Below are 21332 nucleotides of genomic sequence, written 5' to 3'. Positions count from 1 at the left end.
AAATATTAATTGGCAGCCAGTCCCTGTAATCTGGCCTTCTGTTTCTTCGCTTCCTGCACCAATGATGAATTAGGAAACTCATCCACAATCTTGCCATAAGACTTAGCCGCAGCGGCAAAGTCGCCATTGTTTTCCTGTGCGATAGCTGCTTTCTGCAGGTATATCGGAGAATACTGCTCGTTTGATTTATAATTGGCTGCCTTCTGATAAGCGGAGGATGCAGACGAATAATCTTCCAACTCCATGTGAGCATCACCCATCAGTGAATACGCTCTGGCCTGCACCAGGTAGTCGCCACTGCTGAAATCCGAAAGATATCGGAGCGCTGAAGAGTAATCTCCCATTTTCAAATAAGTAGCGCCGGCATAAAAGCTGGAAAGATTCGCAGCATCGGTGCCCGAATAGTCTTCAATGATGTCAAGGAAACCGTAGTTGATCCCATCCCCATTGAGCGCTTTGCCCAGGCTATCCGCTTCGAAATAATAAACCGCCTGGAACATTTCTTCCTGAGCTTCCAGGTTTTGGTTGGTGATATAGAACCTGTAAATAAGAAATACAGCCACTAAAGCGGCCAACACTCCTCCTACACCAAAAACAAGGGTTTTATTCCTCTTGCTGTTAAAAAATTCTTCAGCCTTGCTCGCCAGTACATCAGGATCTTCCAGGAATTCAATCCCCTCTTCCTTCTTGGTTTTAGTTTTAGCCATTAGTCAATTCGAAATTTTAAGGACGCAAAGATATACTTTTTTATACTTTTTGTATTAATCCATTATAAATGGATAATTATCTTCAGCATACACATCGGTATAAGCCTCAGACGGATCCGGAAATTCGGAGTTTTCTGCAAAATCCACGCATTCTTGCACCCTTTCTTTGATGTTGTTATCGATCTCTTTCAGGTCAGCTTCAGTAGCATATTTCCTTTTGAGGATAACGTCCCGCACTTGCTCGATCGGGTCTTTCTTCTTGTATTCCTCCAGTTCTTCCTTGGTTCGGTACTTGGCCGGGTCAGACATGGAGTGTCCTTTGTATCGGTAGGTTCTAAACTCGAGGAGCGTAGGACCATTTCCTTTTCTGGCCCGCTCTGCAGCCTCTGCTACCGCGTGGTGCACAGCTTCTACAGACATTGCGTCCACCGCACTGGATGGCATATCATAGGCTTCGCCCAATTTATAGAGTTCGGTTACGTTGGAGGTTCTTTGTACTGAAGTCCCCATGGCATAGCCATTGTTTTCTATCACAAAAATCACGGGAAGCTTCATGGTCATGGCGATGTTAAGCGCCTCGTGAAACGCTCCCTGACGTACAGCCCCATCTCCCATGAAGGTCATGCAGAGGTTATCTGTACCATTGTATTTTTCAGCAAAAGCGATACCTGCCCCTAGCGGAACCTGAGCACCTACAATACCATGTCCTCCAAAAAAGCCATTCTCTTTGTCAAACATGTGCATAGAACCGCCCTTCCCTTTGGAAATACCGGTAGCTTTTCCATAAAGCTCAGCCATGATGGTACGGGGGTCACTTCCCAATGCAATTGGGTGGGCATGGTCTCTGTAAGCGGTGATGTATTTGTCCCCTTTTTGCAAAGCAGACACTGCTCCAGCCATACAAGCCTCCTGACCAATGTATAAATGACAGAACCCACGGATTTTTTGCTGCCCGTATAACTGGCCCGACTTCTCTTCGAATCTTCGCATAAACTGCATAGACTCAAACCACTCCATGTATTGTTCCTTACTGAATTCTTCCTTTTTTGACTTTGATTTGGCTGCCATGTCCCTTAAGGTTTGTCTATATGATTAGTTTTGTGCCTTCCGTACCCTTCAAGCTGTGCGAAATTAACCGAAAAAGGCCTTGCTGCAAAATGTATGAAGCTCAATAGCCTCAAACTCTCTCAATTTAAGAATTACCAGGAGGTGAAAATCAGCTTTTCTGAAGGAATTAACTGTATTTTGGGTAAAAATGGGATGGGAAAAACCAATCTGCTGGATGCCATACACTACCTCTCTATGACCCGCAGTGCGCTCAATAGCATTGACCAGCAGAATATTTCGCATGGAGAAAAATACTTTGCCATCAATAGTGAGTTCACCTTACAAGACAAACCGGTGGTGATCAACTGCTACTTTGAGCAAGGAAAGAAAAAGGTCTTCAAAGTAGATGGCAAGGAAATGGAGAAACTTAGCGAGCACATCGGGAATGTGCCAAGTGTACTCATTTTGCCAGACGACACAGAGATCATCAAAGAAGGGAGTGAGGTACGAAGAAAATTTTTTGACAGTGTGATCTCCCAGCACGATCGGGCATACCTGGAGTTGCTCATGAACATGCAGCGATTGCTCAAGCAGCGAAATAGTTTCCTGAAAAGCAATGATGGCAATCTCAAAATCAATCACAACCTGATCAATGTCTACGACGAAGCGCTCCTGCCCATCTTTAGATCAATAGTGGAAAAACGAACTGCTTTCATCGAGCATTTTTCTCCATTTTTTTCAGAGAATTACGCACTGATCTTCGAAGGTGAAGAAATCCCTGACATCACCTACAAGTCTGAAGTGACTGAGGATCATTTTGAGGAGAGTTATAAAAAGGGTTTGCAGAAAGACATAATCCTGCAACGAACCAATAAAGGTGCCCATAAGGATGATTATGCATTCAAATTGAATGAGCGCCCCATCAAAAAATTTGGCTCTCAGGGTCAGCAAAAGTCATTTATCATAGCCCTGAAACTGGCAGAATACGATTACCTGAAAGCCCAAAAAGGATTTGAGCCTCTGCTCCTCCTGGATGATATTTTTGACAAACTGGACGATGACAGGATAGAGCGTTTGATTACCTTGCTCACTGATTCGGAGCGTTTTTCACAAATCTTCATGACGGATGCACGAGCGGAGCGCTCTCGGGCGTTTTTCAAGGATCATGATGACCGAATTTCATTTTACGACATTTCCAACGGAGCTATTCTATGACCAAAGACAACTCTCATACATTTACCAGTGCCTTCAGGAAGTTCCTCACCCATGAGAAACTGGATGTGCGCTATCGGGAGAAATTACTTGTAGAATCCTGGGAAACCATCATGGGTAAGCCCATTGCTTCCCGAACTACCAGCTTGTTTTTAAAGGAGCGGATTTTGTTTGTGAAGTTTTCTTCGGCACCCCTCAAGCAGGAAATGCTGAACAACAAAGAGCGGGTAAAAAGCCTGATCGAAAAGGATTTTGGTGATCTGGTGGACGATATTCGTTTTCTCTAATCTTCCAGCGCCGCCTCGTCAGGATACTTCTCTCTCAGAGGAATGGCCCAGCCCACATAAAAATTAAACTGTACGCCGGTGTTGTCCTCATACAAACCAAAGCCCGGCACATCGTAGGGTGCCATGGTGCCAATATTATCCACCTGCCTCAGCACCTTATACCGGATGGTGTAGCCCAAATAGAGGTTACTCCAGACATTGGCATTGAGGCCTACGGTCAGTTCCATCCATCGGGCTTTCAGGTCCGGGTTGGCATCTTCCACCTGCAGGTCTCCAAAGAATCCACCAGTTTTAAAATAAGAAAGTTGGTCGCTAAACTGCGCCTGGCCATATCTGAGACCAAAGGTGAGTGAATTGCCTTTGGCATTGTTTTTCAAAAAATTGACCTCCGGACCAAAACTGAAATATGATCCTTCATTTTTGTAGCGGTAGCTCTCTCCTCTGCTGGTCTTCTGGGTGCCATACTCTGCCGCGAAGAAAAATTGATCAAAATCGATGAGTGCCTGATAACCCGAGCCACTTCTATTGGCACCAAAAAGAGAGATCCCTACGGGAACGGCATCCACACTCAGCTTGAGCATGGAAGGCCTGAAGTCTCGAGGCTCTTTGGGAAGCTGATTGTTGGTCTTCTGGGTTTTACCCGAAGGCTGCGGGCGCTGACCCCCGGCCGGACCCTGTGCAAACAGGGTGGTGACAGAAAACAAAGTGCACCCAAGGATCACAGCGACCATTTTCAATGTGGGCGCCAGACTCCATCCACCATTTCTTCTGTGTCTCTCTACCATCACAAATAAATTTCCAGATTGGTGACTACCACTTTGTCTAACACATTATTGACCATGGCCACAGAGTCGAAATGGGGACTGTAGGCCGTATCGAGTTTGTAGGAATAAACAGGATCGCACTCATCATAGTATATCCTCAAATGGGGTTTGTATTCCATCGTCAGCTCATAATCGATAGAGTCCGTTTCAAACAGATAAGTCACCCTGGTATCCGCCGGGTTCAAAAAAAGGCCGGTAACCACTATGGTGTCATCATCTATGGTGTCCTCCATGCTAGAGATATAATAACCAGAAACGTCCGGCTCGTAAATTTTGCTGAAAGCCACTTCTTTCACCGTTTTGACCGTGGTATCGGCCCTGTAAAACCTGACTATAGAATAATCAGTACTTGTCTCCAGCGTACAGTCCTTGATCTCATGGCAACTGATCACCAGCCAAACACCCAACATTAGTACAATTCCTGACCTCATATTTTCTTGAAACGCGTAAAGTTATAATAACCAATAGGTAATGAACTTATTATGGGGGCCATTTTGTATTAGCTTTGCAGTTTTATTTGGAAGAGACGTGAAGACTAAAGGACTAAAGAAAGATAAGGTAAACATTGTCACATTGGGATGCTCCAAAAATCTGGTGGATTCAGAGGTGATGCTTACTCAGCTGAAAGGCAACAGTATCAATGCCTCCCATGAGTCGGTGAAGGATGACGCCAACATCGTGATCATCAACACCTGTGGGTTCATAGATAATGCCAAACAGGAATCCATAGACACCATCCTGCGTTATGTAGATGCCAAAGAAGAGGGGATGGTGGAGAAGGTCTATGTGACGGGCTGTCTTTCTCAGCGTTACAGGGATGACCTTCAAAACGAAATTCCAGAGGTAGATGCCTGGTTTGGCACCATGGAGCTACCACTCCTGCTGAAAAAATTCAATGCCGACTATAAGCACGAGCTCATTGGTGAGCGAATCACCACCACAGACCGACACTATGCGTACCTCAAAATTTCTGAGGGATGTGATCGCCCCTGCAGCTTTTGCGCTATTCCCATCATGCGTGGCAAGCACGTTTCCAAACCCATCGAGCAGATTATCAAGGAAGCTGAGTCGCTGGTGAGAAATGGCACCAAAGAGATCCTCCTCATCGCGCAGGACTCTACTTATTATGGCCTGGACATTTACAAAAAAAGAAACCTGGCCGAGCTACTGGACAAACTCGCTGATGTGGAAGGTCTGGAGTGGATCCGCCTTCACTATGCGTTCCCTACCGGATTTCCGGAAGATGTACTGGACGTAATGGCCAGACGAAGCAACATCTGCAAATACCTGGATATCCCACTGCAACACGGCAGCACAGAAATGCTCAAAATCATGCGACGCGGTACCACCCGTGAGAAAACTGAGCAGCTCCTCAAGACCATTAGGGAAAAAGTACCGGGTATTGCCATCCGGACGACATTAATAGCAGGTCACCCTGGAGAAACCGAAGCAGAATTTGAGGATATGCTGGATTTTGTTGAAAAATCACGATTTGAGCGTCTGGGGATATTCCCTTATTCGCACGAGGACAACACCCATGCGTACACCATGGAAGACAACGTGCCAGAAAATGTAAAACTTGAACGCGCCGAGCGCGTTATGGAGTTACAAGAATCTATTTCTGAGGAGATCAATAGTCAAAAAGTGGGCAAAACGCTCCGGGTACTTATCGACAGAAAAGAAGGTGGTCAGTTTATCGGCCGCACCGAGCATGACTCCCCGGAAGTAGACAATGAAGTGCTGATCGATGCCAGCGAGCATTATCTGAGAATTGGTGATTTTGCCAACATTCTCATCGAAAAAGCTACCGCATTTGATCTCTACGGAAAACCGGTAAACTAACGCATGAAATTAGAGCAAGTCAATCTGGAAGAAACAGAGTGTTTTTCCTCAATCTTTATTGATTACATTCAGCAAAAAGAGGCCCTGAAGCCTTTTTACGACACCTTCCCCACTGTCCCAAACTTCCAATCACTGATAGAAAAGAGGCAACTGCCCATGAGTCATCGCACCACTTTGGTGTCGCTTTTGGCAGAGCAGTATGGACCTCTTCCGCACTCAGAGGCAGTGGAGTTCAACATTCACAGCCTCACCAACCAGAAAACATTTACCGTCACCACAGGCCATCAGCTGAATATCTTCACGGGTCCGCTGTACTTCATTTACAAGATTGTGACGGTGATCAACGCCTGCAAGCAACTAAAAGCAGCCTATCCTGATTATCATTTTGTGCCCGTGTACTGGATGGCCACAGAAGATCACGACCTGGCCGAAATCAATCATTTCAACCTCTTTGGTAAAAAATATGAATGGAGCACCGCACAAACGGGCCCGGTGGGTAAAATGAAGCCCCATTCTCTCAATGAACTTATCGACTCCTTGCCTGAGGCCGTTCCGCTCTTCGAAAAGGCCTATCTGGATCACGACCGACTGGCCGATGCTGTACGGTTTTATGTCAATGAACTCTTTGGGGATCAGGGGTTGATCGTGGTGGATGCAGATCACAAAAATTTGAAACACCTTTTTGCGCCTGTGATCAAAAAGGAATTGTTTGAGAACACCTCCAATGAACTGGTGAATGCCACCTCACAAAGGCTGGATGCTGCCGGGTATAAAAACCAGGCCTTTTCCCGTGAAATCAACTTCTTCTACATGGAAAACGGACTCCGGGAACGTATCGTGCGTGAAGGTGAGCAGTTCAAAGTCCTGAATACAGACAAAGTCTTTTCTGAACCGGAAATGATCGAATTGATTGAAAAGCATCCTGAGCATTTCAGTCCTAATGTAATCATGCGTCCCTTGTATCAGGAGGTGATTTTACCCAACCTGGCCTATGTGGGAGGCCCCGCGGAAATCGCCTATTGGCTACAACTCAAAGACGTTTTCGACCATCACGAGGTGTTTTTCCCCGCACTGATGCCGCGTGTGTTCGGTCTCATTGTGAACAAGGCCAACGAGAAAAAAGTACAAAAACTGAAGCTCTCCGGTAAACAGCTATTTCAGTCGGCTCACAAACTCAAAGAAATGTATCTCCAAAAACATGGGGAAAACGGCTATGAACTGAATGATGAGCGAAAAGTGATGAACATGGTGTTCAACAGAATAAAATCCAAAGCCGAAGAAATAGATGGTTCACTCACCGGCTTCATCGGAGCAGAAGGGGCCAAAACATTTAAAACCCTGGAAAACATAGCCAAACGGCTGAAAAAGGCCGAAGAGCAAAATAACGAAACGGCTATGTCTCAGATAGACAACATCAAGGAGAAGCTCTTTCCCGGCAACGGACTACAGGAGCGCCATGATAATTTTCTTAATTTTTACCTGAACAATCCCGGATTCATTCCCGAACTGCTGGAGAAGTTTGATGCGTTCTCCTACCGCTTCCATATACTCCACGATGTATAAATGGCCAATGAGAAAGCACAAATAAGAAGAGGCGTACTGCACAACAGACGCTTGCTGGTTTCGGAGGTTTTTTCCAAAAGAAACATGGAGGTGACCATGGCCGCCTCACAGCTCATTTCCCAAAAAGGCGCTCGATGTGTTCATAGCTTTCTGCCCATCACCCGTAACAAAGAGGTCAACACCTGGCCACTTATCGCATTGCTTTCCAGAGTAAAAACCGAGGTAGTGGTCTCCGCTACAGATTTTGCCCGGCAAACAATGAGTCATTTTGTCTATACCCGTGACCTGTTGTTTGAAGACGATCCTTTTGGCATTCCCACACCCATAGGTGGCACACCCGCCAACCTGGATAAGATAGAGCTGGTACTGATCCCTTTACTAGCCGCCGACAAGCAGGGCAACCGAATCGGGTACGGAAAAGGGTATTATGACCGCCTGTTAACAGAAATGGCACCCGATGTGTTAAAGGTTGGACTTACTTTGGGGCCACTGTTTGATCGCTTCGATTTTGCGGAAGCACACGACATTCGCCTGGATTACTGCATCACCCCCCAACAAACTTTAAAATGCCATGAGTGAAAACACGGATGTATTGATCATAGGGGCTGGGCCTATTGGGTTGGCCTGCGGGATAGCGGCGCAAGACGCTGGGTTGAGTCACACCATTATAGATAAAGGGTGCCTGGTCAACTCTATCTATAACTATCCACACAACATGACCTTCTTTTCCACTTCAGATCGGTTGGAAATCGGTCGTGTGCCCTTCATCTCTCACAACCCTAAGCCTACGCGTCCTGAAGCCCTGGAGTATTACCGAAGAGTGGCCACTTCGCGTCAGCTCAACACCCGGCTGTATGAAAATGTCCTGGAAGTGAAAAAGGACAAAGAAATTTTCCATGTGAACACCTCCAAACAGAGCTATTCGGCCAGAGCCATCATCATCGCCACAGGATTTTACGACTTACCCTATTTGCTCAACATTCCCGGCGAGGACCTCCCCAAAGTAAAACACTATTATGACGAGCCACACCCCTACTTTGACATGCGGGTGGCGGTGGTTGGGGCCGCCAATTCGTCGGTAGACGTGGCATTAGAAACTTTTCGAAAAGGGGCCAAAGAAGTGGTCATGGTGGTGCGTGAAAAAGAAATCAACCCCCGCGTAAAATACTGGGTACGCCCCGACATTGAGAACCGAATTAATGAAGGGTCCATCAAAGCCTATTTTGAGTCTCAAATCACGAGAATAGAGGAGAAATCCATCGATGTGCAAACTCCGGAAGGAGACATTACCCTGCCAAATGATTTTGTCCTGGCCATGACCGGATATCAGCCTGACTTTACTTTCCTGAAAAAGGTGGGGATCAACATTGGCACGGATGAATATATGACCCCCGAGTACGATGAGCACACCATGGAAACCAACGTGGAAAACGTCTATCTGGCAGGTGTGATCTGTGGTGGGCTGAAAACCAATGCATGGTTTATAGAAAACTCCCGGGTGCATGCAGACATGATTGTGAATGACCTGCGCACCAAGATTCGCTGACCCCAATTAAACTCACTTTATGTCCGTTTTGGGGCTTCCCACCGCCTTCATGGAGATTTAACCATCCTTGTTAGGAAATTTTCATCCACTTTTTTGAACAAGTTTCCAAACAAACCGTTTCTAACCAAGGTCAAAAAACTCAATCTGCCTTGAAAAAACTAATACTCACCCTTCTGAGCGGCGTGCTTCTTCTCTCTGCCTCAGGTCAGGAAAAATTTACCATCAGTGGCTACGTAAAGGATCAGTCTGATGGGGAAACGCTCATCGGCGCCACCGTGCTCATACGCGAGCTCAGCAGTGGCAATATCACCAACGTCTATGGATTCTATTCCATTACCATTCCCCCGGGAGAGTACTCTGTGGAGTACCGGTATGTTGGCTACCAGCCGATTCAAAAAACCGTTTCTTTAAATCAGAATGTCCGATTAGACGTGGAGCTTCTTTCCACAGAACAAAAATTAGAGGAAGTGGTGGTCACCGCTAAGCCAGAGGACGAAAATGTGTCCGGCATGGAGATGAGCACCGCAGAGCTCGACATCACCACCATTCAGAAAATACCCGCCTTTCTGGGTGAGGTAGATGTGGTAAAAAGCTTGCAGCTCCTCCCGGGAGTCACCACGGTAGGAGAAGGAGCGTCCGGCTTCAATGTGCGGGGCGGAAGTGTAGGTCAGAACCTTATCCTTCTGGATGAGGCGCCGGTTTACAATTCCTCACACATGTTTGGTTTCTTTTCGGTGTTCAACCCGGATGCTGTGAAGGATGTAAAACTCTATAAAGGTGGAATCCCTGCAGAGTACGGTGGCCGGCTTTCGTCCATTCTGGATGTGCGGATGAAAGAAGGAAATATCAAAAATTATGAAGTGAATGGTGGAGTTGGTACCATCTTCAGCCGCTTTGCGGTAGAGGGGCCCATTGCCAAAAACAAATCCTCCTTTATCCTGGCCGGTCGCAGGTCGTACATCGATGTGCTGGCGCAGCCTTTTTTGAAAAATAATGACCTGGATGGTGTAGGGCTTCGCTTTTATGACCTGACGGGAAAAACCAATTACTACATTTCTGACAAGGACAGAATTTACCTTTCGGGTTATCTGGGTCGGGATGTTTTCAAATTTGATGCTAACCAGGGCTTTGACTGGGGGAATAAAACAGCCAGCTTACGTTGGAATCACCTGTTCAATGATCGGATTTTCTCCAATACCACACTCTTTCTGAGCGACTATGACTATTCCTTTCAAGTGGGTGAAACCAAAGATGACCTTTTCAGCTGGAAGTCAAGAATCCTTACCTACAACTTTAAGGAGCAGTTTTCCTATTTCATCAACACCTCCAACGAGCTCTCTTTTGGGGCAGAAGCCATCCTTTATCGCTTCAAACCAGCAGAAGTACTGGGGGTAAGTGATGGTGAAGAGAGTGACATCAGCCTTGACGAGCGCAAAAGCATTGAAACAGCGATATACCTGGGAAATACCCAAAAGGTAAACGATCGCCTGTCCCTGCAGTATGGTGTTCGTCTTTCAGGATTTCAATACCTGGGAGCCGGATCCATTTATTACTATGAGGATGCCGAAGTGAAAGGGGAAAGAAGACCCGTTTCGAGTATTGAACAAGCCGACAACTGGGAGACGATTCAGTTCTATTCTAACCTGGAGCCTCGCTTCTCATTCAAATACAGTGTGAATCCATCCACCTCCATCAAGGGTAGTTACAACAGGATGAGCCAGTACATTCATCTGGTCTCTAACACCACTGCTTCGCTGCCTACGGATGTGTGGACGCCAAGTACCAACAACATCAAGCCACAGCTGGCGGATCAGGTGGCTCTGGGAGTCTTCAAAAATTTCCTCAATAATCAACTGGAAACGTCCGTGGAGGTCTACTACAAAGAGTCACAAAATCAGGTAGACTACATAGATGGAGCGGAAATATTGATTAACAGGTTCCTCGAAGGAGATCTTCTGTCAGGAGATGGCCGGGCATATGGCGCGGAATTCTTTGTGAAGAAAAACTCCGGTAAAATCAATGGGTGGGTCAGCTATACACTGGCTCGCACAGAGCTCAAAGTAGAAGGAATCAACGAAGGGGACTGGTACCCTACCCGGTTTGATCAGACGCATAACGTCAAAGTAACGGCCAACTATGACTGGAGTGAAAAATGGTCGGTATCAGCTAATTTCACCTATATCACGGGCACTCCATATACGCTCCCTTCTTACCGATACGAAAATCAGGGCTATACCATCCCTGGTGTGTTGGGCAGAAACAATGGCCGTATTCCTGACTATCACCGGCTGGACCTCTCGGCCACCTGGTATATGCGAACCCTCAAGTCTGATGGTTCGCCCAAAAAACTACAGGATCACTGGGTATTCACAGTCTACAACGTGTACGCCCGGAGAAACCCCTTCTCTATCTACTTTGCCCAGACAGACGACCTGAGCGTGGCGGGGCAGGCCATCACACAGGCCAATCAGGTCTCCATCTTAGGCACATTCGTTCCGGCGGTTTCTTACAATTTTAAATTTTAATCAGGATGAAAAAGCTTTTATTTATACTCATTGTAGCGCTTGGCATATCCTCTTGTGATGACGAAGTGGATATTCCTCTGAAAGACACCACTCCCTTCCTGAATGTAGATGCGTGGCTCACCAACACGGGTGATACTCAGCAGATAGTATTGAACTATACCCGGCCGTATTTTGATAATGGGGCACCGGAACCTGCACTGGCAGCAGAGGTGATCGTGGTAGACATTGAAACGCTGGAACCTTTTGTTTTCTCTGACGAGGATGATGACGGTATCTATGTATGGGTACCCGCACCGGGCGAAGTTTTCGGTGAAGTGGGGCATTCCTACGGCCTTCAGATCTCAGTAGATGGACAGGTGTACCAGTCATTCTCCACCCTGAATGCTGCACCTTCTGTGGACAGCATCACCTTCGAATACAACAAAAAAGATGCGTTCATCGAAGAGGATTATTACTACGCTGAATTCTGGGCCAGAGATTTTGAGGGTCCGGGCAATACCTATTGGGTAAAGTCTTTTGTGAACGATACCTATTTGGGCAAACCCGAGCAGATCAATATCGCCTATGACGCAGGCTTCTCAGCAGGCGGAGAGGTAGACAGCCTTATTTTCATACAGCCCATCCGTACGGCCATTACGCCCTTTCCTACGGAAACTCCGGCTGTGTCGCCATTCAAGCGGGGTGACAAACTGCGGGTAGAACTACACGCCATTCCTATAGACGCATGGTTTTTCCTCTACAGAGTACAGGACGAAACCGTCCGACAGCCTGGCTTTGCACAGCTATTTGCCAACCCTCTGGCCAACTCCCCAACCAACATCGTTCCCACGAGCGATGACGTTTCTGTGGTTGGTTTCTTTTCTGTGGCAGGCGTTTCTTCCCTGGAAGTGATCATGTCTGATGAAAACATCGTAGATCGGGTGCCTGACTGATGAAATCTGTGATTACCCTCTATAAGAACGCATTTGGGGGGCTTTCTCCAGCCGCATGGATGCTCGCATTGGTGATTCTCATCAATAGAAGCGGAACCATGGTGATCCCGTTTCTGAGCGTTTACCTCACCAGTTCTCTGGGCTTCTCTCTGGTAGAAACCGGCTGGATCATGAGCATGTTTGGCCTGGGAGCCATCGGTGGGTCTTTTCTGGGAGGTTGGCTCACGGATAAAATCGGGCCCTTCAAAGTGCAGCTCATCAGCCTGTTGGGTGGTGGGTTAATGTTTTTGGCGCTTTCGCAGGTCACAAGCTTTTATCCTCTTGCTGGCTTTATCTTTTTCGTCAGCCTCGTCTCTGAAATGCTCCGACCTGCCAATCAGATTGCCGTGTCTTATTACGCCAAACCTGAGAACGTGACCCGAGCCTTTAGTCTGAACCGGATGGCCATCAACCTGGGTTTTTCCTTTGGGCCTGCCCTGGGTGGGCTCCTGGCTGCCGTCTCTTATCAGTGGCTCTTCATTGCTGATGCGATCACCTGCGCAGGTGCCGGTCTGATCTTCTTTCTGTATTTCTATGGGAAACAGGGGAAAGAAAAAGAACCTCTGCCAGATACCAACACCGCATTGATTCCAGACAAGAGTGTCTGGAGTGATGGACTCTTTCTTGGATTCATCCTTCTGGTGATTTGTTTTTCCACCATGTTTTTTCAGTTATTCAGTACCTGGCCGATCTACCATCGTCAGGTATATCAGCTTCCCGAGCAGGAAATCGGCCTTTTACTTGGGTTGAATGGACTCATTGTTTTTCTGTTCGAGATGGTGCTGGTTTATAAAATTGGGGATCGGTTCCCCATCCGACGGCTTATTGCCTTTGGGTGCTTCCTGATGGCCCTGGCATTTCTGGCGCTTTTCGGCATGGAATCCAAAGCGGCACTTTATCTGGCTTGTATCTTTATCAGCTTTGCGGAGATCTTTGCCATGCCTTTCATGGCTACCTACACCGTACAAAGAAGCGGAAAGCGCAACAGAGGAGCCTACATGGGCCTATATTCCGTGGCCTTTGCCAGTGCTTTTGTCCTCGCTCCGCTCATTGGTACTAACCTGGTCGATGCCCTCGGCTTTCAAAACTGGTGGCTGATCGCCGGTGTTTTTGCACTGGCTACGGGGTTCCTTTTTTATTGGATCCTTTCGGAGAAAAGAGGGGTCAACCATTTAGAAGTCAGGAAAAACGCTGCCGCCTGACCCTCTATTAAGAAACATTAATATCCATTAATTTGTATCTTTAAGTAAATGCGGAATACGTTAGAGCGTCCACCAAAAACAGTCATGGAGGTTTATCAAAGCCTCCCTGAGGGGACTTTGGCCGAATTAATTAACAATGCCCTCTATATGTCCCCTTCGCCTACCTCCGGACATCAAGTAGTCCTGAATGACATTAACTATGAATTAATGTCGCACTTTAGAGAAACCAAAACCGGAATGGTGCTGATCGCTCCATTGGATGTCTATCTCGATGAAAAAAATAATGCCGTCCAACCAGACATTACAGTCATTCTTAACCATAACCTTTCCATCGTCAACGAATCAGGACACATTCATGGGGTTCCTGATATGTTGATCGAAGTACTCTCTCCTGGCAATAGGGATCATGACCTGATTCGAAAAAAAGACCTTTATGAAAGCTTCGGGGTAAAAGAGTATTGGGTCGTGGATCCTGAAAACAAACACGCTTTGGGGTATTCCTTTAATAAGTCCAACTATGAACTCATTGGAGATACTATCGGTTCTATCGACTCTCCCTTATTGAAGCTTAAGTTTACTTTCTAGTTTCTCACCCCTCTCACCATTTCCTTCTTTCCCATCGCTCCCTTGAGGGTTTGCACCTCAAAACCGGCCGCTGCCAGGTTGCGCTTAAACTGACCCTGGGCACAGTAGGTAGTGAGAATCCCACCGGACTGCAACAGATCAAAGCATTTCTTTAGATTGGCCAGCTCCCACACCTCTGCCTGCTTGGAAGGAGCAAATGCATCAAAAAAAATCATGTCAAAATCGCTGGCTGCAGAGAAACCCTCAAGGGTAGTTTCATGCTTGACCAATGAAAAATGGCTTGTGATTGACTGAGCACTTTCCCACGGCGATTCATGGAGTGCTCCAAGCAGTTGCTGTTCCTCCGGAGTTTGTCCAAAATTTAACTGCTCAAATATTTCCCTGACCACAGGGAAAGGCTCCACCGAGTGAAACTCCAATGCCACTTTATTTTCTTCTGCAAAAGCAGCAGCCAAAAAGGCATTCAGGCCCGTTCCAAAACCCACTTCAAAGATGCGTATCCGCCCTTTTTTGGTCTGTTCCGCATAGTAGTGAAGGCACTGTTCGATGAACACATAAGCCGACTCTGACCGGGCGCCATGGAAGGAATGATAGGTTTCATTGAGGTCTTCCCTGAGCAAACTGTGTGAGCCATCTTCTGTCGTTATCAGCTTTAGTTTGTGATTAGTCATTGCCAGTGATTATTTTTAGATTCAGTAAGGGAATTCAAATTTTGCATTGCTTTCATAAAGTGACCGAACCTAAGTTTAAACATAAAGACCAATCTATGAAAAATCATCTACCACTATTCGCCCTCATCGCCTTGTTATTGGTGGTCTCCTGTAAAGATAAGGAAGAGCCTGCTCCTCCACATGAAGTTGGAGTATGGGCACTTGATAGTTATCTCTTTATCAATTTTCCTTCGGAGTTTGAGGGCTATGAGGGCCTTGCCTATGACATAGATGAGCTGAGCTTTGGCAATGGCGTGGTATATGATGACTATACCCTGGTGCTGGAGAAGGATGGCACCTATAGTTTAGAAATAGGGGTCACCGGGCCAGACATCAACGATGCAGGCACATGGGAGATAGATGATGATGAGCTCAAGTTGGAATCAACTGAAGACAATGACGATCAGGACTGGACCATAGAAAAAAATGAAGAAGACGACCTTTGGCTCAGCTTCGAAACTCAGAGTGCGTTTATCCCGGATATCTACTTTGATACGGTCACTCAAAAATACATCGACTATCTGAACACCTTGACCGACCAGCAGCTGGATTCGGTAAGCAATGCCATCAGCAGGGTGGTGTCATTTGATTTGGTATACGTTTTCGAGAGAGACTAATACTGAACCACCCAAATGAATGAGGTTTCTTTTTATTCTTTCTGTTCTTTTTAGTGCTGTTTCACTTCAGGTAAGCGCTCAGTCTATTGCCCTGTCGGGGAAAATTCTGGATCAATCTGGCGAAGGCCTCATTGGTGCTACCGTACAGGTGAAAGGGGAAACTTCGGGCACGGTCACCGACCTGGATGGCACTTTCCGGCTCAGTGTAGCGCAAGGGCAAACCATCGTGATCAGTATGATCGGTATGGAAAGCGAAGAATACCTGGTCAAAAGTAGCCGCCCAATCACCATCCAGCTGAAAGAGGCCACTGCTGTATTGGGCGAGGTGGTCATCACAGGATTTCAGGAGGTAGACCGTAAACTTTTCACCGGAGCCTCTGAGAGTCTGCAAATGGATGACATCAAAGTCAATGGGCTCACGGATGTGAGCCGGGCTTTGGAAGGGCAGGTGGCTGGGGTGAATGTGGACAATGTCTCGGGGACCTTTGGCACCAGCCCAAAAATCAGGATTCGGGGCAATGCCTCCATCAATGGAAACAATCAGCCACTTTTCGTCATCGACGGGGTGATCCTGGAAGACCTGGCCAATGTCAATACGGATGACTTTATATCCGGTAATGCCAATACCCTCATCAGCTCCTCCATTGCCAACCTCAACCCGAACGACATAGAATCTTTCCAAATTCTGAAAGACGCCTCAGCTACCGCCATCTACGGTGCCCGTGCTGCCAATGGGGTCATTGTGATCACCACCAAAAGGGGGAAAAGTGGCAAGCTGAGAGTCAACTACTCCGGCAATTACTCCTTCAAGTTAAGACCTACCTACAACCAGTTTAACCTGATGAACTCGGCTCAGGAAATGTCTGTATACCGTGAGCTGTATGAAAAAGGGCTGGTGGATATCACCACCTCGGTGAGAGCGCAGAACTATGGCGCCATGGGCAAGATGTTTACCCAGATCGCCAATCATGAACTTGAGTGGGGCCCCGGAGGCACCCTGAATGAAGAGTTCCTGAATACTTACGAAAATGCCAATACGGACTGGTTTGAAGTACTTTTCCGCGAAGCAGCCCTGCAGCAACAGCACTCCGTGAGTTTCACTGCGGGTAGCGAAAAATCCAACAGTTACTACTCCATTAGTTTCCTCAATGACCAGGGTCAGACCATCGCCGACAATGTGCAACGGGTGACCGCCTCCTCCCGAAATACTTATTTCCTCTCTGATATTTTCACTTTTGGCCTGAAGCTCTCTGCCAGCTACCGGGATCAACGGGTGCCAGGTACCCGAAACCGTGAATTTGACCCCATCACCGGACGCTTCAGTAGAAACTTTGACATCAACCCTTTCAGCTATGCGCTGAATACCGCCCGATCTATTCGTCCGTATGACGATGACGGGAATCTGGAATATTTCAGAAGAAACTATGCCCCCTTCAATATCCTGGAGGAACTGCAACTGAACTACATAGACATTACCGTTTCCGACTTCTCCGCACAAACGGATTTTGAAGTCAACCCAAGTAAAAACCTGTCTTTCAAAGGGGTGCTGCAAGCACGGTATGCCAATACCGTACGTGACCATACGGTTCATGAAAACTCCAACCAGGCAGAAGCCTACAGAGCCAATGGCACCCAGTTTATCCAGGATGCCAATAACCTCCTCTACCGCGACCCGGACAACCCGGGCCTCAATCCTGTAGTGGTGCTCCCACAGGGTGGTTTCAATTACCTCGATCAAAGTGAGCTGTTAAACTTTTATGCTCGAATCAGTGCCGATTGGAACCGAACTTTTGCAGAAGCTCATGAGATCAATGTGCTTGCAGGGCAGGAAATTCGCTTTTCGAACCGAACCGAATCCAGCACCACCGGCATGGGCGTGATCTATGAAAGTGGAGGCATAGTCATTACAGACCCTAATATTATTGAGTTTTTCAACCTGCAGAATATTGATTATTACAGACTTTCCTCATCAAAAGACAGGTTTCTGGGGCTTTTCGTCAACGGAGGATATGCCTACAAATCAAGGTATATTGCCAACTTCACCGTGCGCTATGACGGCTCCAACCAGCTGGGCGAAAGTAAGGCCGCGCGCTATCTACCCACCTGGAATGTGAGTGGCGCCTGGAACGTCACCAACGAGTCTTTTTTCAACGTCCCTTTCATTGACAACCTCAAACTAAGAGGTACCTATGGTATCTCAGGTAACCTGCCCCCGAATGCCAGCGCACTGCTCAACCTGCAGGCCGACGTGACCGTGCGACCCACCGATGTGGAGCCATACCTCTACATTCAGGACCTCACCAACACTGAACTTACCTGGGAAAAACTCAAAGAACTCAATGTGGGCATGGACATTGCCGTTTTGAAAAACCGGGTCAGCGGTTCGTTTAACTACTACAGAAGAAACGCCTACGACCTTATCGGTACAGTGCAAACCAGTGGCATAGGTGGCCAGGGGCTAAAGACAGGAAACTTTGCCGACATGGATGCGGATGGCTTTGAAGCTTCCATTTCTACCGAAAACCTCCAAGGCCGTGACTTCACCTGGCGCACCAACTTCAACGTGGGCTATACCATCGACAAGATCACGCGACTGGATTTTGGACCCAGGATTGCTGATGCCATTGGTCAGAATGGTGCCGCCGTTTTGGGAGGCCCACGAAGAGGGCTCTTTTCGACCCGGTTTGCCGGACTGAATGAACAGGGGGTGCCTACCTTTTATGATGAAAACAATGAAATTGTGTACCAATACGACCTTCAGGATCGTGGGAGCCTGACCTCCACACTCAAATACGAAGGACCCGTAGAGCCTCGCGGAGCGGGAGGTCTGACCAACACCTTTGGGTATAAAGGCTTCTCACTGATGGTTTTGCTGTCCTATAAATTTGATTATAAAATTCGCCTGAATGACGCCTTCTTTGCCACCTATACGGACTTTGATGCCCTGCCGGCGGAGTTGATCAATCGCTGGGCGGTGCCCGGAGATGAGGAGCTGACGGACTATCCGGTGATCCTGGACCGGGGCGTGGCCCAAAGCAATGGTAATGTGGTGCTGGCCTATCAGCTATATAATAAAAGTACCGCGCGTGTAGCGAATGGAGACTACCTGCGCCTGAGGACGGTGCGCCTCTCCTACGCCATCCCTCCGGCGCTCATCGGGCGCATGGGACTATCCAGTGCATCGCTGAGCCTTGAGGGGCAAAACATTGCGCTTTTGTACTCTGATAAAAAACTCAAAGGTCAGGACCCTGAGTTTTTCAGCAGTGGCGGGGTTTCACTACCACAGCCCAAAACCATCACTTTTTCACTTAACGTAGGATTTTGATGAAAAAGCAAAGACGATACCGACTCGAAAAAATGCTGATGGGAGGGCTCCTCATTGGGGGACTCCTTGGCTGCGATGACTTTCTGGACGAAGTACCCGACAATCGCGTGAACCTCAATTCTCTGGACAAAAGTGCCCAGCTCCTGACCAATGCCTATTCTGTAGCCAGTCCGGCATTCACCGAATGGATGACCGACAATGTGGGCTTTACAACTGGCGTGACCATCAGGCAGAGCCAGGAACAGGCCTACCAGTGGGAAGACATCACCAGTGGACCTACCGAGCAGGACACACCAGATTTCTTTTGGTATGAAACCTACAATGCCATCGCCCATGCCAATGAAGTACTGGCTGTGTTGGATGATTTTGAGGTAACCTCAGAGGAAGAAGAAATACGAAAAGACGCCATAGAGGCTGAAGCCAAGCTCACAAGAGCGTATGGCCACTTTATGTTGGTCAATTTATTTGGAGAGCATTATACCGTGGAATCTTCCGGTGATGGTGTGCCCTATGTAAAAACGCCTGAAACGGTCTTCATAGAAACTTATGAGCGTGAGTCCGTAAAAAAAGTATACAATGAAGTAGAGGATGACCTGCTGGATGGATTGGAAAAAGTTAATGACAGTTATTTTGGCAATTCGGGGAAATACCATTTCAATACCAATGCGGCACTGGCCTTCGCCTCTCGTTTCTACCTGTATAAAGGAGATGTGACCCGCTGCATTCAGTACAGTACGGAGCTTTTGGGTGCCAATCCCGGCAGCTTTATCCGTGATCTCACCTCTGAAGAGTTTCAGAATGCCAAGTCTTCCATTACGGGGTATCCACAGCTCTACACTTCTCCAGATCTCCCCGGAAATTTTTTACTCATGCGCAAAATCTCGTTGGTCCAGCGACCCGATTTCGCTCATGGGCCTCTTTCGGATTTTTATTCGGACCTCTTTGCGGCTTCCCCTTTTCCGGGCACAACCGACGAGCGTGAAAACCCTGCCTTTGTGAAAGGTGACAATGCACTGTTACCGGTGAGGTTTCAAAATCTTTTTGAGCGCAGCAGCCTCAACTCCAATGTGGGCCTGCCCTATCACATCGCCATTTCCTTTAGCGGAGAGGAAGTCCTATTGAACCGGGCAGAAGCTTATACCATTCAAAATGACCTCAACGGGGCATTGGCAGATCTCAATGTGTTTGTGGCCCGGCGATACAGCGGTGGCAACACCACCCTCACTTTTGAGAACCTGCGGGCATTTTTTGGGGCCAATAATGATCCCACATTTACAGATCAGTTGATATTACTTAACTATATCCTTTTCGAGCGACGAAAGGAGTTTATCATTCAGGGTCTTCGCTGGTTTGACATCAAACGATACGGTATCTCCGTGACTCATGAGTTGTCCGATGGCTCCACCATCTCGCTCAGTGGTGATGACCTAAGAAGAGTTTTACAAATCCCACAATCTGCCATTGAGGTGGGTGGGCTTGAACCCAACGAAAGATGAGGAAAGGGCGGAACATATCGAAGCGATGGCTGCTGATTGCGCTGGTCGCAAGCCTGTCTGGGTGCTATCCCGACGAAAGCCTGAACATCCCGGAGAAGGACAATGATGTAACCCTCACCGAGCTGGATGAATACATAGAAGAGCACTTTACAAAAGAGTATGACATGGCCATCCGCTACCGGTATGTGGATCGGTATGTGGCCACAGGGGAGCGGGTCACTCCTCCCAGACTGGAGGTGGTTCGCCCCATGCTGGATTTTATTGAAAAATACTGGATCGACCCCTACCTGGAAGTCACCAATGGTGAGGTCTTTTTCCGTGGCCATGTGCCGCCGGAAATTATTTTCCTGGGTGGATTTATCTATAACCCGGATGGCACGGTCACACTGGGGTCTGCCGACGCAGGGTCCAGAATCACCTTCACCAACGTGAACGCCATAGACCCTGAAGACCTTGACTGGCGCGAGCTGCAACTCCAAACAGTCTATCACGAGTTTGCTCATACGGTACATCAGCGTTACAAGCTTCCGGCCTCTTTTGAGACCATCACCACGGCTGGTTATACCAGTGCAGGTTCCTGGTACAATCTCACCGATGCTGAAGCGCTGATCAGAGGCTTTGTGTCACCCTACGCCACCAGCTCACCCAATGAAGACTTTGCAGAAACGGTGGCTTTTTACCTGTTCGACCCGGAATTTGATGCGCACTTCATTACCCTGGTAGAAGATTGTGGCACGGCTGAGTGCGAAGCCCAAAACACGGGCAAGGAATTTATTGCTGAAAAACTGGCTGCCATCACCGGTCACTACAAAAAAGTAACGGGAATAGATTTGACTGAACTGAGGAACGTCATTCAGTCCAAACTTTAAACCA

General features: G+C 47.6%; 19 protein-coding genes. 14 read left to right on the top strand and 5 right to left on the bottom strand.

The features are described 5' to 3' along the window. Positions 1-5: 5 nt before the first annotated feature. Together GV030_RS12120 and pdhA are read right to left on the bottom strand one after the other, a co-directional pair. Positions 6-707, bottom strand: coding sequence for a tol-pal system YbgF family protein (locus tag GV030_RS12120; protein WP_159582575.1), 702 nt, complete (start codon positions 705-707; stop codon positions 6-8). Between the two features lie 54 nt (positions 708-761). Next, the gene (pdhA, locus tag GV030_RS12115; RefSeq protein WP_159582574.1) at positions 762-1775 is read right to left on the bottom strand and encodes a pyruvate dehydrogenase (acetyl-transferring) E1 component subunit alpha; all 1014 of its coding nucleotides are present in this window, start codon (positions 1773-1775) and stop codon (positions 762-764) included. A 93-nt stretch (positions 1776-1868) separates the two neighbouring features. On the opposite strand from pdhA, the gene GV030_RS12110 reads away from it, so the two are divergent. Together GV030_RS12110 and GV030_RS12105 are read left to right on the top strand one after the other, a co-directional pair. Beyond that, a complete protein-coding gene (locus GV030_RS12110) occupies positions 1869-2969 on the top strand; it encodes a DNA replication/repair protein RecF (RefSeq protein ID WP_159582573.1) in 1101 nt (366 codons plus the stop codon). Continuing rightward, a complete protein-coding gene (locus tag GV030_RS12105) occupies positions 2966-3253 on the top strand; it encodes a DUF721 domain-containing protein (RefSeq protein WP_159582572.1) in 288 nt (95 codons plus the stop codon). Before GV030_RS12110 ends, GV030_RS12105 begins: the two co-directional genes overlap by 4 nt. On the opposite strand, the gene GV030_RS12100 is transcribed toward GV030_RS12105, so the two are convergent. Together GV030_RS12100 and GV030_RS12095 are read right to left on the bottom strand one after the other, a co-directional pair. Next, positions 3250-4038: a DUF6048 family protein gene (locus GV030_RS12100; protein ID WP_159582571.1), complete on the bottom strand. Its 789-nt coding sequence runs from the start codon at positions 4036-4038 to the stop codon at positions 3250-3252. The genes GV030_RS12105 and GV030_RS12100 overlap by 4 nt on opposite strands. Beyond that, positions 4038-4508, bottom strand: a complete 471-nt coding sequence (locus GV030_RS12095) for a hypothetical protein (RefSeq protein ID WP_159582570.1) — start codon at positions 4506-4508, stop codon at positions 4038-4040. Before GV030_RS12095 ends, GV030_RS12100 begins: the two co-directional genes overlap by 1 nt. 97 nt (positions 4509-4605) lie before the next feature. Here GV030_RS12095 and rimO point away from each other — a divergent pair, with 97 nt between their 5' ends. The 8 genes from rimO to GV030_RS12055 all read left to right on the top strand — a co-directional run bounded on the left by rimO (position 4606) and on the right by GV030_RS12055 (position 14311). Continuing rightward, complete coding sequence (rimO, locus tag GV030_RS12090; protein WP_159583786.1) at positions 4606-5919, top strand: 30S ribosomal protein S12 methylthiotransferase RimO; 1314 nt, start codon at positions 4606-4608, stop codon at positions 5917-5919. A gap of 3 nt (positions 5920-5922) precedes the next feature. After that, positions 5923-7482 carry a bacillithiol biosynthesis cysteine-adding enzyme BshC gene (bshC, locus tag GV030_RS12085; RefSeq protein WP_159582569.1) on the top strand — a complete coding sequence of 520 codons (1560 nt, stop codon included), beginning with the start codon at positions 5923-5925 and terminating at the stop codon, positions 7480-7482. Then, positions 7483-8061 carry a 5-formyltetrahydrofolate cyclo-ligase gene (locus tag GV030_RS12080; RefSeq protein ID WP_159582568.1) on the top strand — a complete coding sequence of 193 codons (579 nt, stop codon included), beginning with the start codon at positions 7483-7485 and terminating at the stop codon, positions 8059-8061. Then, positions 8054-9028 (top strand): YpdA family putative bacillithiol disulfide reductase, encoded by a 975-nt coding sequence (locus GV030_RS12075; RefSeq protein WP_159582567.1) that lies wholly within the window; start codon positions 8054-8056, stop codon positions 9026-9028. Before GV030_RS12080 ends, GV030_RS12075 begins: the two co-directional genes overlap by 8 nt. A gap of 149 nt (positions 9029-9177) precedes the next feature. Then, entirely contained in the window at positions 9178-11553 is a 2376-nt protein-coding gene (locus GV030_RS12070) for a TonB-dependent receptor (RefSeq protein WP_159582566.1), read from the top strand. 5 nt (positions 11554-11558) lie between these two features. Continuing rightward, positions 11559-12485, top strand: coding sequence for a DUF4249 family protein (locus GV030_RS12065; protein WP_159582565.1), 927 nt, complete (start codon positions 11559-11561; stop codon positions 12483-12485). Further along, the gene (locus GV030_RS12060; RefSeq protein ID WP_159582564.1) at positions 12485-13726 is read left to right on the top strand and encodes an MFS transporter; all 1242 of its coding nucleotides are present in this window, start codon (positions 12485-12487) and stop codon (positions 13724-13726) included. Before GV030_RS12065 ends, GV030_RS12060 begins: the two co-directional genes overlap by 1 nt. A 48-nt stretch (positions 13727-13774) precedes the next feature. Further along, the gene (locus tag GV030_RS12055; protein ID WP_159582563.1) at positions 13775-14311 is read left to right on the top strand and encodes a Uma2 family endonuclease; all 537 of its coding nucleotides are present in this window, start codon (positions 13775-13777) and stop codon (positions 14309-14311) included. Here GV030_RS12055 and mnmD read toward each other — a convergent pair. Next, positions 14308-14982 carry a tRNA (5-methylaminomethyl-2-thiouridine)(34)-methyltransferase MnmD gene (gene mnmD, locus GV030_RS12050; protein WP_159582562.1) on the bottom strand — a complete coding sequence of 225 codons (675 nt, stop codon included), beginning with the start codon at positions 14980-14982 and terminating at the stop codon, positions 14308-14310. The two genes, GV030_RS12055 and mnmD, sit on opposite strands and share 4 nt — an antisense overlap. A gap of 95 nt (positions 14983-15077) precedes the next feature. Here mnmD and GV030_RS12045 point away from each other — a divergent pair, with 95 nt between their 5' ends. The 4 genes from GV030_RS12045 to GV030_RS12030 are packed head-to-tail and all read left to right on the top strand — an operon-like array spanning position 15078 to position 21328. After that, positions 15078-15638 (top strand): hypothetical protein, encoded by a 561-nt coding sequence (locus tag GV030_RS12045; protein WP_159582561.1) that lies wholly within the window; start codon positions 15078-15080, stop codon positions 15636-15638. Between the two features lie 19 nt (positions 15639-15657). Continuing rightward, positions 15658-18963 (top strand): SusC/RagA family TonB-linked outer membrane protein, encoded by a 3306-nt coding sequence (locus GV030_RS12040; RefSeq protein ID WP_159582560.1) that lies wholly within the window; start codon positions 15658-15660, stop codon positions 18961-18963. Beyond that, on the top strand, positions 18963-20459 hold the full coding sequence (locus GV030_RS12035) for a RagB/SusD family nutrient uptake outer membrane protein (protein ID WP_159582559.1): 1497 nt from the start codon (positions 18963-18965) through the stop codon (positions 20457-20459). The genes GV030_RS12040 and GV030_RS12035 overlap by 1 nt, the downstream gene beginning before the upstream one ends. Continuing rightward, a complete protein-coding gene (locus GV030_RS12030) occupies positions 20456-21328 on the top strand; it encodes a substrate import-associated zinc metallohydrolase lipoprotein (protein WP_159582558.1) in 873 nt (290 codons plus the stop codon). Before GV030_RS12035 ends, GV030_RS12030 begins: the two co-directional genes overlap by 4 nt. Positions 21329-21332 lie beyond the last annotated feature (4 nt).

This window comes from Marinoscillum sp. 108, from assembly GCF_902506655.1.
GTDB lineage: Bacteria > Bacteroidota > Bacteroidia > Cytophagales > Cyclobacteriaceae > Marinoscillum > Marinoscillum luteum.
This window is presented reverse-complemented; position numbering and strand designations above follow the sequence as displayed.

What these genes read in the sequence shown, in the direction of transcription:
- GV030_RS12120 (WP_159582575.1), bottom strand. Translation starts at nt 707, where the DNA reads ATGGCTAAAACTAAAACCAAGAAGGAAGAGGGGATTGAATTCCTGGAA.
- pdhA (WP_159582574.1), bottom strand. Translation starts at nt 1,775, where the DNA reads ATGGCAGCCAAATCAAAGTCAAAAAAGGAAGAATTCAGTAAGGAACAA.
- GV030_RS12110 (WP_159582573.1), top strand. Translation starts at nt 1,869, where the DNA reads ATGAAGCTCAATAGCCTCAAACTCTCTCAATTTAAGAATTACCAGGAG.
- GV030_RS12105 (WP_159582572.1), top strand. Translation starts at nt 2,966, where the DNA reads ATGACCAAAGACAACTCTCATACATTTACCAGTGCCTTCAGGAAGTTC.
- GV030_RS12100 (WP_159582571.1), bottom strand. Translation starts at nt 4,038, where the DNA reads ATGGTAGAGAGACACAGAAGAAATGGTGGATGGAGTCTGGCGCCCACA.
- GV030_RS12095 (WP_159582570.1), bottom strand. Translation starts at nt 4,508, where the DNA reads ATGAGGTCAGGAATTGTACTAATGTTGGGTGTTTGGCTGGTGATCAGT.
- bshC (WP_159582569.1), top strand. Translation starts at nt 5,923, where the DNA reads ATGAAATTAGAGCAAGTCAATCTGGAAGAAACAGAGTGTTTTTCCTCA.
- GV030_RS12080 (WP_159582568.1), top strand. Translation starts at nt 7,483, where the DNA reads ATGGCCAATGAGAAAGCACAAATAAGAAGAGGCGTACTGCACAACAGA.
- GV030_RS12075 (WP_159582567.1), top strand. Translation starts at nt 8,054, where the DNA reads ATGAGTGAAAACACGGATGTATTGATCATAGGGGCTGGGCCTATTGGG.
- GV030_RS12065 (WP_159582565.1), top strand. Translation starts at nt 11,559, where the DNA reads ATGAAAAAGCTTTTATTTATACTCATTGTAGCGCTTGGCATATCCTCT.
- GV030_RS12060 (WP_159582564.1), top strand. Translation starts at nt 12,485, where the DNA reads ATGAAATCTGTGATTACCCTCTATAAGAACGCATTTGGGGGGCTTTCT.
- GV030_RS12055 (WP_159582563.1), top strand. Translation starts at nt 13,775, where the DNA reads ATGCGGAATACGTTAGAGCGTCCACCAAAAACAGTCATGGAGGTTTAT.
- mnmD (WP_159582562.1), bottom strand. Translation starts at nt 14,982, where the DNA reads ATGACTAATCACAAACTAAAGCTGATAACGACAGAAGATGGCTCACAC.
- GV030_RS12045 (WP_159582561.1), top strand. Translation starts at nt 15,078, where the DNA reads ATGAAAAATCATCTACCACTATTCGCCCTCATCGCCTTGTTATTGGTG.
- GV030_RS12040 (WP_159582560.1), top strand. Translation starts at nt 15,658, where the DNA reads ATGAGGTTTCTTTTTATTCTTTCTGTTCTTTTTAGTGCTGTTTCACTT.
- GV030_RS12035 (WP_159582559.1), top strand. Translation starts at nt 18,963, where the DNA reads ATGAAAAAGCAAAGACGATACCGACTCGAAAAAATGCTGATGGGAGGG.
- GV030_RS12030 (WP_159582558.1), top strand. Translation starts at nt 20,456, where the DNA reads ATGAGGAAAGGGCGGAACATATCGAAGCGATGGCTGCTGATTGCGCTG.